At 66.8% G+C, this 14,660-nt stretch carries 17 protein-coding genes; 10 read left to right on the top strand and 7 right to left on the bottom strand.

What is annotated here, in order from left to right; genetic code table 11:
• Positions 1 to 76: 76 nt before the first annotated feature.
• From ABV518_RS05730 to ABV518_RS05720, 3 genes are all read left to right on the top strand, one after another.
• Complete coding sequence (locus tag ABV518_RS05730; protein ID WP_367765883.1) at positions 77 to 1,468, top strand: flavin monoamine oxidase family protein; 1,392 nt, start codon at positions 77 to 79, stop codon at positions 1,466 to 1,468.
• 98 nt (positions 1,469 to 1,566) lie between these two features.
• Positions 1,567 to 2,049: a pyridoxamine 5'-phosphate oxidase family protein gene (locus ABV518_RS05725; protein WP_367765882.1), complete on the top strand. Its 483-nt coding sequence runs from the start codon at positions 1,567 to 1,569 to the stop codon at positions 2,047 to 2,049.
• A gap of 116 nt (positions 2,050 to 2,165) precedes the next feature.
• Positions 2,166 to 3,488, top strand: coding sequence for a BNR-4 repeat-containing protein (locus ABV518_RS05720; protein WP_367765881.1), 1,323 nt, complete (start codon positions 2,166 to 2,168; stop codon positions 3,486 to 3,488).
• Positions 3,489 to 3,520: 32 nt separating this feature from the next.
• Here ABV518_RS05720 and ABV518_RS05715 read toward each other — a convergent pair whose 3' ends face one another.
• The 3 genes from ABV518_RS05715 to ABV518_RS05705 all read right to left on the bottom strand — a co-directional run bounded on the left by ABV518_RS05715 (position 3,521) and on the right by ABV518_RS05705 (position 5,960).
• Positions 3,521 to 4,123 (bottom strand): hypothetical protein, encoded by a 603-nt coding sequence (locus ABV518_RS05715; RefSeq protein ID WP_367765879.1) that lies wholly within the window; start codon positions 4,121 to 4,123, stop codon positions 3,521 to 3,523.
• 139 nt (positions 4,124 to 4,262) lie between these two features.
• A complete protein-coding gene (locus ABV518_RS05710; protein WP_367765877.1) occupies positions 4,263 to 5,231 on the bottom strand; it encodes a TM2 domain-containing protein in 969 nt (322 codons plus the stop codon).
• 144 nt (positions 5,232 to 5,375) lie between these two features.
• Positions 5,376 to 5,960 carry a helix-turn-helix domain-containing protein gene (locus ABV518_RS05705; protein ID WP_367765876.1) on the bottom strand — a complete coding sequence of 195 codons (585 nt, stop codon included), beginning with the start codon at positions 5,958 to 5,960 and terminating at the stop codon, positions 5,376 to 5,378.
• Positions 5,961 to 6,083: 123 nt separating this feature from the next.
• Here ABV518_RS05705 and ABV518_RS05700 point away from each other — a divergent pair, with 123 nt between their 5' ends.
• Positions 6,084 to 7,145, top strand: a complete 1,062-nt coding sequence (locus ABV518_RS05700; protein ID WP_367765875.1) for an NAD(P)/FAD-dependent oxidoreductase — start codon at positions 6,084 to 6,086, stop codon at positions 7,143 to 7,145.
• 5 nt (positions 7,146 to 7,150) lie between these two features.
• Positions 7,151 to 7,990 (top strand): trans-aconitate 2-methyltransferase, encoded by an 840-nt coding sequence (locus ABV518_RS05695; RefSeq protein ID WP_367765874.1) that lies wholly within the window; start codon positions 7,151 to 7,153, stop codon positions 7,988 to 7,990.
• Between the two features lie 63 nt (positions 7,991 to 8,053).
• On the opposite strand, the gene ABV518_RS05690 is transcribed toward ABV518_RS05695, so the two are convergent.
• Entirely contained in the window at positions 8,054 to 8,647 is a 594-nt protein-coding gene (locus ABV518_RS05690; RefSeq protein WP_367765873.1) for a hypothetical protein, read from the bottom strand.
• Between the two features lie 154 nt (positions 8,648 to 8,801).
• Here ABV518_RS05690 and ABV518_RS05685 point away from each other — a divergent pair, with 154 nt between their 5' ends.
• Complete coding sequence (locus ABV518_RS05685; protein WP_367765872.1) at positions 8,802 to 9,182, top strand: VOC family protein; 381 nt, start codon at positions 8,802 to 8,804, stop codon at positions 9,180 to 9,182.
• Positions 9,183 to 9,288: 106 nt separating this feature from the next.
• On the opposite strand, the gene ABV518_RS05680 is transcribed toward ABV518_RS05685, so the two are convergent.
• Positions 9,289 to 9,693, bottom strand: coding sequence for a DUF5997 family protein (locus ABV518_RS05680; RefSeq protein ID WP_066288419.1), 405 nt, complete (start codon positions 9,691 to 9,693; stop codon positions 9,289 to 9,291).
• 37 nt (positions 9,694 to 9,730) lie between these two features.
• Between ABV518_RS05680 and ABV518_RS05675 the strand changes: the two genes are divergently transcribed.
• Positions 9,731 to 10,480, top strand: a complete 750-nt coding sequence (locus tag ABV518_RS05675) for a LysR family substrate-binding domain-containing protein (protein ID WP_367765871.1) — start codon at positions 9,731 to 9,733, stop codon at positions 10,478 to 10,480.
• Positions 10,481 to 10,497: 17 nt separating this feature from the next.
• Here the strand turns inward: ABV518_RS05675 and ABV518_RS05670 are convergent, their stop codons facing one another.
• Positions 10,498 to 10,923: a universal stress protein gene (locus tag ABV518_RS05670; protein ID WP_367765870.1), complete on the bottom strand. Its 426-nt coding sequence runs from the start codon at positions 10,921 to 10,923 to the stop codon at positions 10,498 to 10,500.
• A 235-nt stretch (positions 10,924 to 11,158) separates the two neighbouring features.
• Here ABV518_RS05670 and ABV518_RS05665 point away from each other — a divergent pair, with 235 nt between their 5' ends.
• On the top strand, positions 11,159 to 11,698 hold the full coding sequence (locus tag ABV518_RS05665; protein ID WP_367765869.1) for a MarR family winged helix-turn-helix transcriptional regulator: 540 nt from the start codon (positions 11,159 to 11,161) through the stop codon (positions 11,696 to 11,698).
• A gap of 29 nt (positions 11,699 to 11,727) precedes the next feature.
• Here the strand turns inward: ABV518_RS05665 and ABV518_RS05660 are convergent, their stop codons facing one another.
• Complete coding sequence (locus tag ABV518_RS05660; RefSeq protein ID WP_367765868.1) at positions 11,728 to 12,063, bottom strand: hypothetical protein; 336 nt, start codon at positions 12,061 to 12,063, stop codon at positions 11,728 to 11,730.
• Positions 12,064 to 12,176: 113 nt separating this feature from the next.
• On the opposite strand from ABV518_RS05660, the gene ABV518_RS05655 reads away from it, so the two are divergent.
• Positions 12,177 to 12,935 (top strand): LamB/YcsF family protein, encoded by a 759-nt coding sequence (locus tag ABV518_RS05655; protein WP_367765867.1) that lies wholly within the window; start codon positions 12,177 to 12,179, stop codon positions 12,933 to 12,935.
• A gap of 17 nt (positions 12,936 to 12,952) precedes the next feature.
• Positions 12,953 to 14,653 carry a carboxyltransferase domain-containing protein gene (locus ABV518_RS05650; protein ID WP_367765864.1) on the top strand — a complete coding sequence of 567 codons (1,701 nt, stop codon included), beginning with the start codon at positions 12,953 to 12,955 and terminating at the stop codon, positions 14,651 to 14,653.
• Positions 14,654 to 14,660: the final 7 nt, after the last annotated feature.

The following is a 14,660-nucleotide window of genomic DNA, read 5'->3' as shown; positions in this document are numbered from 1 at the left end:
AACCGCTATAGTTCTAATAAATGAATGCCATTCATTTAGTGATGCGCATCACCCGCGCAGCCGCAGAGAGGACATCATGCTGAACTTAAACCGCGACGTTGTGGTCGTGGGAGCGGGACCCTCCGGGTTGACCGCAGCCCGTGAACTGAAAAAGGCCGGCCTAAGCGTGGCTGTGCTGGAAGCCCGCGACCGTGTGGGCGGCCGGACCTGGACGGACACCGTTGACGGGGCCGTGCTGGAGATCGGCGGCCAGTGGGTCTCGCCGGACCAGACCGTTCTGCTGGACCTGCTGGACGAACTGGGCCTGAAGACCTACTCCCGCTACCGCGACGGCGAGTCCGTCTACATCGGCGCCGACGGCAAGCCGGTGCGATACACCGGCGACTCCTTCCCGGTGGACCCGGCCACCGCCGTCGAAATGGACAAGCTCATTGCCCTGCTGGACGGGCTGGCCTCCGAAATCGGTGCCACCGAGCCGTGGGCGCATCCGAAGGCCCGCGAACTGGACACCATTTCCTTCCATCACTGGCTGCGCGCCAACTCCGACAACGAGGAAGCGTGCAACAACATCGGACTGTTCATCGCAGGCGGCATGCTCACCAAGCCCGCGCACGCCTTCTCCGCCCTCCAGGCCGTGCTGATGGCCGCTTCCGCCGGGTCGTTCACACACCTCACCGACGAGGACTTCATCCTGGACAAGCGCGTGGTGGGCGGGATGCAGCAGGTGTCCCTGCTGCAGGCGCAGGAGCTGGGTGACGACGTCGTCCTTGACAGTCCCGTGCGCACCATCAACTGGATGGAAGGCAGCGACGGTGGCCACGGCGTCAGGGTGGTCTCCGAGCGGGCCACAGTGAACGCGCGGTTCGTGATCATGGCCGTGCCGCCCAACCTGTACTCCCGCGTGTCCTTCAACCCGCCGCTTCCGCGCCGCCAGCACCAGATGCACCAGCACCAGTCCCTGGGCCTGGTCATCAAGGTCCACGCCGTCTACAGCACGCCCTTCTGGCGCGAAGACGGCCTGTCCGGCACGGGCTTCGGCGCCGGCTCGCTGGTCCAGGAGGTCTACGACAACACCAACCACGGTGATACCCGCGGAACGCTGGTGGGTTTCATTTCGGATGAAAAGGCCGACGCCGTCTTCGAGTTGGGTGCCGACGAGCGCAAGCGCGTGGTGCTGGAGTCGATCGCCGGGTTCCTGGGGGACAGGGCCCTGAAGCCCGAGGTGTACTACGAATCGGACTGGGGCTCCGAGGAGTGGACGCGCGGCGCCTACGCCTCCAGCTACGACCTGGGCGGCCTCCACCGCTACGGGAAGGACCAGCACACCGCGGTGGGCCCCATCTACTGGTGCTCCTCCGACCTCGCCGCCGAAGGCTACCAGCACGTGGACGGCGCCATTCGCATGGGCCGGCTGACCGCAGCCCGCATCGCGGAAGTGGCCCGCGTCGCTGAGCCCGCATGGGTGTAGCCGGGCAGATCCGGCGAAGGCTTCACTGGAAAATAAGCATGCTTACCAATAGGCTGGCGCAGGGGAGCTTCCCCTGTTGACCAGAATGAGGTGAGGGCATGACGGACTCCGAGAGCATCAGCAAAGTTACGGACATCATCAACGATTCCCGGATCGGGATGTTGACCACCATCAATGCAGAAGGTGCCCTGGTCAGCAGGCCGCTCGCCGTCCAGGAAGTGCTGGACGACGGCGACATGTGGTTCTTCACGGGCCTCGGCACCTCACAGGTGTCCCAGGTCCGGGCTGACCCGCGCGTGAATGTTTCCTTTGGCAATCGCACCGAATGGGTTTCCGTGGCCGGCACAGCCGAGGTGGTCACCGACCGCGCCAAAATCCGCGAACTGTGGAACCAGGTTGTTGAGGCGTGGTTCCCGGACGGGCCAGACACGCCCGAGGTGTGCCTGCTCCGGGTGGATTCGGACTCCGCCGAATACTGGACCAGCCCCGGCGGGACGGTCGCCACGGTCCTGCAGTGGGTGAAGTCCAAGGTCACCCACAGTCGGATGGGCGTGGGCGAAAGCGGCAACGTGGAGCTGTAGGGAAAGGTGCGGGCTGGCCGTACTGACGGCCAGCCCAGCCCCTTGTTGGCGCTAACATCCCGTGTAAGATAGTATCGATAACTTTCTGAAACGATGCATCACGGCGAGGAACTCCAATGACGTACGCTCCTGTCCTGCTCAACAACAACGGCGCCTGGTGCTGGTTCCAGGACGAGCGGGCGCTGGTGGATCCGGCGAACAACACGCTCCTGGTGGGATCGGTCGCCGCTCCCGAAGGGACTGGTGGTGAAAGCCGCGGCGGAAACATTGAGGTGGCGGTCCTGGACCTGGCCACGGGTGAAAGCAAGGTCCACGTCCTCCATGAGCAACTCGAATCGGATGACCACAACGCGCCGGCCTTGCTGATCCGGCCGGACGGCCGCTACCTGGCGATGTATGCCAAGCACAAAACGGACAATTACTCCCGCTGGCGCGTCTCGGTCCGGCCGCATGACGCCAGCGAGTGGGAGGCGGAGCAGGTCTTCGACTGGACCGAACTCGCGGACGGACGCGGAGCCACCTACTCCAACCTGCACCGCCTCGGCGCTGAATCGCGGACCTACAACTTCGTCCGTGCCATCAACGATGACCCCACCCTGATGGTTTCCGACGACGACGGCAGCACCTGGAGCTACGGGGGCAAGCTCTTCACCCGCCCAAAGGTGGGCTACGTCAACGGCTACACCCGGTACAGCTCCAACGGCACGGACCGGATCGACCTGATCACCACTGACCACCACCCCCGCGATTTCAACAACAGCATCTACCACGGCTACATCCAGGGCGACGTGCTCCATGACGCGGCCGGCCAGGTCATCAGCAAGCCCGTGATCGGGTCCGCCGGAGTCAGCCAGGTTGAGCTGACCACCATTTTCGCGGCCGGCACCGAGCTCGACGGCGACGTCCTTACCCATGGCTGGACCGCGGACCTGCGGCGGCAGGGAACCCAGCTCGCCGCGATCATCACCTGCCGGGCCAACGACGTCACTGGAGTCCTCAAGCGGGTCCAGCAGCTCGACGTCGACGATCACCGCCTGCTGTATGCGCGCTTTGACGGCTCTGCCTGGACCCTGCACCCGCTCGCCGTGGCCGGCCCGGGATACCTCCCGCACGAGCAGGACTACACGGGTCTGGGGGCCGTGGATCCATACGATCTCGACCATGTCTACATCTCAGCCCCGGTGGATCCGCGCTCCGGCGAGCCGACGGATCACTACGAGATCTACTCGGGGCGGACGTCCGACGGCGGCGCGGGCTGGGACTGGGATGCCGTCACCGCGGATTCCGCCGTGGACAACCTGCGGCCGATGGTGGCTCCCGGCGACACCGGCGTGCACGCCCTTTGCTGGTTCCGCGGCTCCATGCGGTCATCGCAGGCCTATGAAACGGAGATCGTCGCCGTCGTCAGGGAGAACCTGGCTGCCAAGCCTGCCGGATAACAGGCGGAAAGCAGCCCGCTGACCGGAACCGGTTATTTCGCAGCGGTCAGCGCGGCGCGGACGGCCGGCAACAGGACGTCATTCCTGCCCCAGGCGGGGTCCAGGATCTCCACGTACCAGGAGTCGGCGAGCAGGAGCGCCAGGTTTTCGTTGGTTTCCTCGGCCCAGTCCCTGATCTGGTCCTCGGTGACCGGGTTCTCGCTGGAGCCCAGGACGGTGACCACCTCGCCGTCGTCGAGGGTGACAGGGATGGACGCGCTGCTGGCCTCGCCGGGGGCGTGGGCCACGGTGACCAGTTCGGACCGGGTGGACAGGGCCAGGAGACCGGCGGCCGTTTCGGCGCTGCAGAATCCTGTGACGTACTGGCGCTGGGCGGTGCCGTCGGCCTGGAGGCCGGGCTGGGATTCCTTGGTGAAGAGGCCGCTCCTGTTGAGGACGGCCAGTTCGACGGCGATGGATTCCGTTTCGTCGTCATAGCGGGCCGTGAAGGTGGCCGCCTGGTACTCGCTTTTTCCTTCGAGCCAGCGGGCCGTCAGTTCCCCGGCGGCGTCAAGGGTGGTGGCCTGCCGCCAGGCACCCTTGTCCTCCAGGTTCCTGCCGAACTGGTCACGGACTTCCGCTTGTGTGGGTTCCATCCTCGGATGCTACCGGCGTTCTGTCGCGGCACTCCAGCCGCAGCGACACAGCACTTAATCTCCGCCTGTCCTGCCGTGCATCAAAAACCCGCGGCCCCGGAATGGGAGCCGCGGGTTTTTGATAGGCGTGGATCGGCTATTAACCGACGGGCGGCGTCAGGGTGAAGGTGGCTGCCTTGTCGCCGAAGTCGTTGCTGATGTTGATGGTGGTCGGTCCGTTGTTGATGTCGAACGCAAGGACGCCGCTGTGGACCTGTCCCGCCGTGCTGTCTTCGGCCTGCAGGCCCCCCGTCTCCAGGGAGATCCATTCGCCTTCCTTGCCTTCTGCATCGTAGGCCTCGAAGTTTGCGGGGTTCGGGGAACTGGTTCCGGTCAGGGTCTCCCAGGAGACCTCCACCAGGAGGAATCCACCGTTGTTCGGTTTCATGTAGGACATGGTGGGAATCTCAGCCACGTAGAGGGAGTCAATGACGGTGATCTTCACCGTGTTGCCCTCGGATACGGTGATGTCGAAGGCGTTCGCATCAGCGGTTCCGGACGACGGAGCGGGCGCCGCTTCGGTAGCCGCGGTGTCCTTTGCAGCGGCAGACTGTGACGCGGTCGACTTCTGAAGTTCATTCACCACGGCGGCCGTGGACGCAATGGACGCCAGTGTGACCACGGTTCCCACCACCATGCCGAGGACCCAGACGACGCCGGTGATGATCCAGGCTTTCACCTTGTGTTCCGGGTACCCCTCCAGCGGACGGCCGTCCTTGTCCTTCGTGTTGCCGGTCAGGGTGATGATCAGGTCCACGATGGACCAGATGCCGAGTCCGCCGGCGGTCAGCAGCTTGGCGATGCCGGTGCCGATCTTGCCCAGGTAGAAGCGGTCTACACCCAGGTTGCCCAGGAGCAGGGACAGGAGCCACGTGGTGAGGAAGGACTTTCCCGGACCAGTGGCGTAGGGAACGTGTCCATAAGGGCCCTGGTCGGGTCCCGGCTGGTAGCCGCCCTGCTGTCCGCCCTGGTAGTACTGCCCTCCGAAGGTGGATGGTGCATTCGGGATGGGCGGAGCGCCTGCTCCGGTGTCATTCTGGGGCGGGTGAGGGTAGCTGGGGTGACTCATGGTTCCTGGATCCTGTTTCTGTTGGCCGATGGCGCTCACAGCACGGGGGATCCATGATCGGCTGCCCCCAGTACCGATGATGCTTCAACGAGTCTAGACGACGGTTGGGCGCACGGGCCCCCGAAGTCCCGCGGACCTCTTCGGCTAGGCGGGCTTGGGCCGCGCGCGTACGTGCATCCGCTCGCCCTGCTGTCCAAACAGGCTGATGAACTCGACGGGCCTGCCGTCAGCGCTGGCGAACCAGTGCGGTGTGTGGGTGTCGAATTCCGCTGCTTCGCCGGGGCGAAGTTCAAAGTCCTTGTCGCCCAGCACCAGGCGCAGCCGTCCGTTGAGGATGTAGAGCCATTCGTAGCCTTCGTGGACGCGGGGGTCGGGCTCGGTTCCGCGGGTGTCACCGTCGAGCACCATCTTGAAAGCCTGCAGTCCGCCTGGGCGCCGCGTGAGCGGAACCGCTGTCATGCCAGCGTGGGTGATGGGCCGGAGGTGGATTCTCGGGTCCCCGGTGGGCGGGGCACCGACCAGATCATCGAGGGGAACGCCGTACAGCCTTGCGAGGGGCAGCAGGATCTCGAGGTTTGGCCGGCGTTGGCCGGACTCCAGCCGGGACAGGGTGCTCACCGATACGCCGGATGCGGAGGACACCTCTCCGAGGGTGAGGTTCCGTTCAGCACGGAGGGCCCGCAGCCGGGGGCCGACCGCCCCGAGAACGTCGTCAAGTTCATTCGCCATTCCACCATTTTGCCATATTGGCAATTATGTTTGCCAACATTTGGTGGTGGGGTGAAAGCTGGTGTCAGCGCCAAAGGACGCAGCCGGCGAACTTTCAGGACACGACGAAAGGAACACAGCACTATGGACACCACACGGTTTGACGTTGTTATAGTTGGCGGCGGTGCGGCCGGACTTAGCGCGGCCACGACGCTGGGCCGGGCGTTGCGCTCGGTGCTGGTCATCGATTCCGGAGCTCCGCGGAACGCGCCGGCGGCCGGTGTGCACGGTTATCTTTCGAGGGACGGCATGAACCCCGGGGAACTCCTCTCCGTCGGACGCAGCGAAGTGCACTCCTACGGCGGAACAGTCATTGACGGCGAAGCCGTCTCGGCGCGGCGAACCGCCGACGGATTCGAGGTGGCCCTCGGGGATGCCCGCCGGTTCTCCGGCAGGCGCCTCCTCGTCACTACCGGCCTGACAGACGTTCTGCCTCCCATCGACGGGCTGCGGGAGCAGTGGGGGAAGGGCGTGGTGCACTGCCCTTACTGCCACGGCTGGGAAATCCGCGGGCAAAAGATTGGAGTGCTGGGCACCGGCCCGCTGTCCGTCCATCAGGCACTGTTGTTCCGGCAGTGGTCCCCCGACATCACCCTCTTCCTCAACGACACCGTGGAACCCACCGACGAGGAGTGGGAAAAGCTCGCGGGCCGGTCCGTAACGGTCGTTGACGGCGCCGTGGCCTCTGTTGACGCTGTCGACGGTGTCCTCACGGGGCTCACGCTCCGCCAGGGCCACTCCTTTGACGTTCAGGCGGTGGCTGTCGGAACCCGGATGGAGGCCAGATCCGCGCTTCTGGAATCACTCGGGCTGGAGTCCCAGGTGCACCCGTCGGGGGCCGGGTGCTTTATCGAGACCGATGCTATGGGTGCCACGGCCGTCCCCGGCGTGTATGCGGCGGGCAACGTCTCAAACACCATGGCCCAGGTGATCACCGCGGCCGCCGAGGGTGTCATGGCCGGCGCCAGAATCAACGCCGACCTTATCGAAGAAGAAACCCGATGGGCGGTTGAAGGGCACTTCGGCCCCTTCTCGGCCGCCTCGGAAGCGGCGGTCGCCGAGCTGGTGGCGGGTCACCGGCGCCATGGCCTTGATGGAGACCGCCAGACGGCCGGCATGGGCCCTGCGGCGATAGTAGAAAGTTGAACAGCATGGATAACCAGCCAAGCGGGATTCGGGACCACGGCCACCATTCCCACCGTCATCACCAGCACCCTGGCAGCCACGACCAGCACCTCGTCCTGGACCTCGATGCCGACGTGTTCGGGGACAACCTCGCAGCCGCACTGGACTTAGCCGGGTCTGCAGCTGCGCGCAGCATCGTTGACCTCGGTGCCGGCACCGGCGCAGGTAGCCGGCTGCTGCGTGCCCGGTACCCGGACGCCTCGCTGACGTGCATCGACAACGACCTGCAGATGCTCGGGCTGCTGCGCAGGCAGGGCTTTGCCGTGCTCGAGGCAGACCTCGACGACGGCTTCCCTGTTCTTGCCGGCACCTTGATCACGGCGGATGCGATGGAGACAGCGGCGGAGGCGCGGGTTGACCTGGTGTGGGCATCATCCTCGTTGCACCACGTCGCCAACCCCGCCCGGCTGCTGTCGGGGGTCCGCCGGGAACTGGCGCCGGGTGGGGTGCTGGTGGTCGTTGAGCTCGCCACACTGCCACGCTTCCTCAGCGACACACCCGGGGCCCTGCTGGAGCAGTGCTGCCACGCCGCCGCGGCCGCCGAGGGGTGGAACCACCACCCGGACTGGACCCCGGTCCTTGAGGCCGCCGGTTTCGGCGTCACGCGGTCCGAGGTGACAACAACCGCACCCGTGAGCCCGGCTGCCAGGGAGTACGCCCGGCAGTGGTTCGCGCGCTTCTCGTCCCTGGCGGCCCTGACCGCAGACGACCGCGATGCGGTGGAAAACCTGCTGGAGCAGCTCGGCGGCGACATTGAGCTGTCACCCCGCGCCACCCGGACCGTCTGGGTTGCCACCGTCGACTAGGAGTCGACTATAGCTAGGCCGGTCACCCGCATCCAGTGCGACGCCGGGCTGGCGCCAGCGCGCTCAGTCAGCAGCGGCCGGGATTCCGGCTGCTTTTTCGGCTTCCGTCAGGGCCAGGCGAAGGCGCGCGACGGCGGGGACGTACCCCTGCTGGGGGACGGTCCGTAGTTGCTCGGCTTCCCGCATCGCCCTGATCACCGCGGCGGTTTCGGGCTGCCGGACGTCGGTCATGGCCGGGTAGTCGATGCAGTACGCAGGGTCCAGTTCGTAGCGGCTCCAGCGGGCCAGGAGTGTGCTGTGTTCCGCCTGCGCTGCCGTATGGAGGGGAAGCTCCTGCCGGCGCTGCCGCCGGCTGGTGTGCCACGCCATGATCCGCGGGTGGCCCCTGTAGGCAGCGACGCCTGTTGCCCCGCCCACCGCGGCGAGCACCAGCCCTGACCATGGCGAGGCAAGCGTGGGGATCAGGAGCGCGGGGACTGCCACTGCTGAGCCCATAAATACGTCCCAGAACAGCGTGTCCGAAGCACGGCCCGCCGGCTCCGGCGCGGAGTGCAGCCGGACGGCAAAAACCGTTGCGGCCACCGCGCAGGCCAGCACGGCCCCCCAGAACAACAGCTGCCAGGCTCCCGAAAGGACGGATTCTGTGAAGACGGGCACCGCGGCACCTCCAGCGTCAGGCCCGGCCCAGGACTCCGGGTTGCTACTTCCATTCCAGCCCCTGCGGCCATCCGGGTCAATGGGCAGGCCCCGGCGCACGCAGCCCCGGGATGAGGAGCTACTCAGCCGTGGCGGCGCCGCGTAGCGTGGGAACATGCGACTCAAAATGTGCAGCATCCACGTCCAGGACCCCGCCGCCGCCCACACGTTCTACACGCAGACCCTTGGTTTTGAGACCCTGATGGCCATGCCCGAATACAACCTGTTCATCGTCAAGGACCCGGGTGCCGGCGCCGGGTCGGTGGGCCTCCTGCTGGAGCCCAGCGACAACCCGATCGGGGCAAACTACATGAACGCCCTGCACGACGCCGGAATCCCGGCCATCGTCTTCGGCGTTCCGGATGTGCAGGCGGAGTACAACCGGCTCGTCGAGGCAGGTGTGGCGTTCAAGGGTGAACCGTCCGAGGACCATTCCGGGATCAGTGCGGTGTTCGACGACGGCTGCGGCAACTTCGTGCAGCTGCACCAGGACTGACTCCCTCCGGGAGTCCAGGCCGGGTATAACAAAGGCTTGTCCGTGGATCCGGCCCCTGAAGGGTTCGGATCCGCGAACAAGCCTCGGATTCGCGGAGCGAAACGGTCTACTCTGCCTTGGCGCGGGCTTTCTTGGCGTCCTTCTTGGCTGCCTCGTCCTTGACCCGCTGGGCCTCGGCGCGGACGGCGGCGTGGGTGGAGCGCTCGGTGACCAGCCACGCGGGGGGAGCCTGCAGCAGCGCGGTGATTTCCGCCGTCGTCAGCGCTTCCTCAACACCGCCGCGGGCCAGGCCGCTGATGGAGACGTTCAGTTTCTGGGCCACCACGGGGCGCGGGTGCGGCCCGTTGCGGCGGAGTTCGGCGAGCCACTCCGGCGGGTTGGCCTGGAGCTCGGCGAAATCGGCGCGGGTGATGGTTGAATCCTGGAACTCCTGCGGTGTTGCGGGCAGGTAGATGCCAAGCTTCTTGGCAACGGTGGCCGGCTTCATGGACTGGGAGTTTGCAGAGGTCATGCTTCAAGGGTATCCGGGCGGGCGGTACTGTGAAGACGTGCCCGCTGACAATGAATCCCCGCAGAACCCCAGCCCCGCCGAATCAACGGAGGAAGAGGCCCCGCGGGTGCTTCGTTTCGCCTACGTTGCCGGCGTGACTCCGGGCAAGTGGATCCGCCGCTGGGAGGAGCGGGTGCTGGACATCCCGCTGCAGTCGTTTATGTCCGACGACGGCGCGCAGCTGGAGGTGCTGCGTGACGGTTCCGCGGACCTCAGCTTCGTCCGGCTCCCCGTGGAGCGCGAAGGCCTCAGCGTGATCCCCCTCTATGAGGAGCAGCCCGTGGTGGTGGCGCCGAAGGGGCACGAGATCTCGGTGTTCGAGGAAGTGGCCCTGGCTGACCTGGCCCAGGAGACCTTCCTGGACGTGGCTGAACTTGGCGGCGCGGAAATGGCCATGCAGGTGGTGGCGTCCGGGGCGGGCCTGATCATTCTCCCGATGTCTGTGGCGCGCCACTTCAACGTCAAGGACACCGTTGCCCGGCGCCTGACCGGTGCCCCCGCCACGGAAATCGCGGTGGCGTGGCCGAGCGACTCAACGGATGAAATCATCGAGGAATTCATCGGCATAGTCCGTGGCCGGACGGCGCAGAGCTCACGGCAGCCGTCAGCCCAGCAGGAGAAGCCCAAGAAGGAACCGAAGCCGGACCGGCGGGGGCCTGCCGTCAAGAAGCCCAAGGTGGCCCAGCGCTACGCCCCCAACCCCGACAAGGGCCGGGGCAAGGGATCGCGGAAGAAGGGCAAGCGCTAGGCCGTTCGGACCGGGGCTCAGTCGTCGTAGGTGTTGGCGATGTACACGTCGCAGGGGGCATTGTGCGCAACGCTGTTGGCCACGCTGCCCAGGACCCGGCCAATGCCGCGCATCCTCCTGTTGCCCACCACGATCATGGTGGCATCCAGGCGGGTTGCTTCCTTGATGAGGCCCTCGGCGGGCTTGCCTCGGGTGGCCGAAAAAGTCACGTTGAGCGCCTGCCCTGCTGAACCGGCAAGCTTCTTGGCGACGCGTTCGGCACTGTCGGCCTCGGAGATGACGATCTGGTCCGTGCCGCGGCCGATAACCTCCGCCCGCTCACTCTCGAACGCGGTCACAACGTGCAGCGAGGCTCCCAGAGCTACCGCCAGGTCCCGTGCGCATTCGGCGGCTTTGCTGGCCGTTTCGCTGCTGTCCACTCCAACGACAATGACTCCACCCATGGTGCAGCTCCTTCGTTTGCTGAAACCAGCAGTCGTCCACCGCTGGACGCAGCCGGCGCGGGGCGCCGGCAGCTTCAACGAGAATACAGAGGGTTAGGAGCGGCCGCATGTATGGCAAGGAATAATAAGCATACTTGCAATGTGCATGGTAAGCATGCTTATGGTGGAGGCGGAAGTGATGCACCAATCGAGGTGGCATTGCGCCCGATCCGCGATCCACAGGAGGCAGCGGCCGATGACCAGCAATCTTGATCCAGATGCCCGGAACAGCTACCGCCTGCTGACGCTCGCCGCACGGATGGTCCAGCGCCGGCAGGATGACGCGCTCGCGCCGCTGGGCCTGACCCGCGCCGCAGTCATAGCCCTCGAGGGGCTTGCTGACGGACCCCTTAATCAGGAGCAGCTGGCGGAAGTGGTCCACGTGCAGAGCCAGACCCTCGGACGTGTCCTGCTCCGGCTGGAGGGGACCGGCCACATTACGCGCACGCGGCAGACGGTTGACCGGAGGCAGTTCCGGGTGGAGCTCACCGAAGCAGGCGCGGCCGCCCTGGCCGCCGCGGGCCAGGCCGAAATCCGCGCCTATCCCCAGGACCCGGCCATTGGCTGGAAGGTGCTCCACGAGGAGCTGGCCAAGCTGGTGGGTTCCCTGCCGAGCCCGCGGCCGGGCACCGCCGTCGTGCCGTTCCCGGAGCATGACGACCGGCGCGCCCGCCACGCGGGAGACCACGCCCCCAAACTCCACGGAGTGGACAACCTCGACAACTGGCGCGGATGACCAGCGCCGCGCCCAATAATTAGGCGGGATTAGGCGGGGCAGGCTGCCTTCAGGGCATTGACTGACTCGGCCGGAACCTGGTCGCCGGCATCCGCGATCTGGCCCAGCGGCGTCGTAATCTCGGCGGGGACGCCGGCTGTTTCGGCGGCTGCGACGAGCCCGCCGAGCGCCGCCTTGTCCTCAACGCTGACCAGGCCGTCCTGGATCACGGCGCAGACCTGCCTGGTCACTTCATCGGCTGCGGCGGTGGCAACCTTGGAGGCCGCGTCGCTGGCTGCCGTTTCGGCGGCCTCCTGCACGGATCCGCAGCCGGCGAGGACGAGCATCAGGGGGACGGCGGACAGGGCGGCAAGGCAGCGTTTCATTCCTCCAGCCTAACGAAGCGAAAAAATCCTCAGATTCAACATCGTTGGATTGTTGAACAATTTAGGGTTTTAAGGCATTCTTGGTAGAGCACACCCATGAGATGAGGATCACAATGGCAAGCATCGACCTGAACAGTGACGTAGGCGAATCATTCGGGCGCTGGACGCTCGGCGACGATTCAGCCATGTTCCGCTCCGTCAGCAGCGCCAACGTGGCCTGCGGTTTCCACGCCGGCGATCCCAGCGTCATCAGGGCCACCTGCCGCCAGGCCGCGGCCGCCAACGTGGTCATCGGCGCGCACGTGGGCTACCGGGACCTGGCCGGCTTCGGCCGCCGCTTCCTGGACATCAGCCCCGGCGAACTCGCTGACGACGTCGTCTACCAGCTCGGTGCCCTGCAGGCCCTGGCGGCCGCAGAGGGTGCCCAGGTCCGGTACGTGAAACCCCACGGCGGCCTCTACAACGCCATCGTCCACCACACCGCCCAGGCGCAGGCCGTGGTGGACGCCGTGAAATCCGTGGACCCGTCACTTCCCATCCTTGGCCTGCCGGGGTCCGAAGTGCTCCGGCTGGCCGAAGCCGCCGGACTGCGGCCCGTCACGGAGGCGTTCGCGGACCGGGCCTACAACCCCGACGGCACCCTGGTATCCCGTTCCCTGCCCGGCGCCGTGCTGGAGGACCCGGAGCAGGTAGCCGAGCACGTGCTCCGGATGGCCACCGAATCATCCGTCCGCACCGTTGACGGCTCCGTCCTGAAAATCCACGCCGAAAGCATCTGCGTCCACGGCGACTCCCCGGGGGCCGTGGAAATGGCCACCGCCGTCAAGGCCGCGCTTGCCGCCGCCGGCGTCACTATTTCGGCATTCGCCTGAGCCGCGGAATGATCACCATGGAAACAGTCAGCAAAACCAGCGCGGCAGCCCGCGTGCTCGCCGTCCGGCCGGTAGGCACGACGGCGGTGCTCGCCGAACTCTCCGGGCTCCACGACGTGCTGGCCCTGCAGGCTCTCCTTCTGGAGGAGCCGCTGCCCGGCCAGGTGGACGTCCTCGCCGCCGCCGAAACCGTGATGGTCAAGGCGGACTCACCCGCCGCCGCCCGCCGGATGGCGGCCCTGCTGCTGGGGATGGACCTGGCGGTCCAGTCCCATGCCGAAGGCAAGCTGGTGCAGATCGATACCGTGTACGACGGCGAGGACCTCGCCGAAGTAGCGCGGCTGACCGGCCTCAGCGCCGAGGGCGTCATCGCCGCCCACGCCGGACAGATCTGGACCGTGGCCTTCGGCGGTTTCGCCCCGGGGTTCGGCTACATGGTGGGCGAGAACCAGGCTCTTGAAGTACCGCGCCGGAGCTCGCCACGGACCGCCGTCCCCGCAGGTTCCGTTGCCCTGGCCGGTAACTACTCCGCCGTGTACCCGCGGAAGTCCCCGGGCGGCTGGCAGCTGATCGGCCGTACCGCGGCGCATATGTGGGACCTCAGCCGCGAACAGCCCGCCCTGGCAGCACCGGGAGACCGTGTGCAGTTCCGGGCAGTGCGCGAGCTCGTTGACGTGACGGAACCCATTGCCGCCGCCTCCGACTCCGCCGCAGGCGCCGCGGACACGCAGTCCGGCCTGCGGATCCTCTCGCCGGGACTGCAGAGCCTGATCCAGGACCTTGGCCGTCCGGGCCACGCCGGCCTGGGCGTCTCGTCCGCCGGGGCGCTGGACCGTTCCTCGCTGCGCCGCGCCAACCGGGTCGTGGGCAACGAGCCGTCCGCCGCCGTCGTCGAATCCGTTGCCGGCGGGCTGCGCGTGCAGGCTGTGGGGGACCAGGTCCTGGCGGTCGCCGGTGCGCCGTCGGAACTGACTGTAGTGACGCCGTCGGACGCTTCCGAATCAGACGGTCAGGACAGCGACGGCGGGCAGCCGGAGCAGGTGCGCACCGTGCCCATGGCTACGGCGTTTGCCCTCCTGGACGGCGAGATCCTGACCATCGGGGCGCCCGAGCGCGGCTTCCGCGGCTACCTTGCCATCCGCGGCGGTGCGATGGCTGATGCGGTGCTGGGCAGCCGGTCCACGGACACGATGTCCGGGATCGGGCCTGCGCCGCTGGCCGCCGGGCAGCTGCTGGGCGCGGGCGTTGCCATGTCCTCCAACGTGGTGGGCAACCCCGAACTGCAGCCGGAGTTTCCGGACACCGGCGTCACCGTGCTGGACATCGTGCCCGGCCCGCGCGACGACTGGTTCGAGGCCGCCGCGCTGGAATCGCTCTGCAGCCAGGACTGGGCCGTCACGCCCCGCTCCAACCGGGTGGGCATGCGCCTGGACGGAACGCCGCTGAGCCGGAGCCGGGACGGTGAACTGCCCAGCGAAGGCACCATGGCCGGCGCGCTGCAGATCCCGCCCGAAGGCCAGCCTGTGCTTTTCCTGGCCGACCACCCCATCACCGGCGGCTACCCGGTCATCGGCGTGGTGGTGGACCACCAGCTGGACCTGGCCGCCCAGGTTCCGATCGGCGGTTCCATCCGGTTCCGCTGGGCTCCCGGCTACGGGCTGCCCACCAGCATTTCTTCCCTCGACAATTCCCAGACAAAAAATCCCCAGACAAAGTGAGCAACTG

This window comes from Arthrobacter sp. HS15c, from assembly GCF_040812005.1.
Classification (GTDB): domain Bacteria; phylum Actinomycetota; class Actinomycetes; order Actinomycetales; family Micrococcaceae; genus Arthrobacter.
This window is presented reverse-complemented; position numbering and strand designations above follow the sequence as displayed.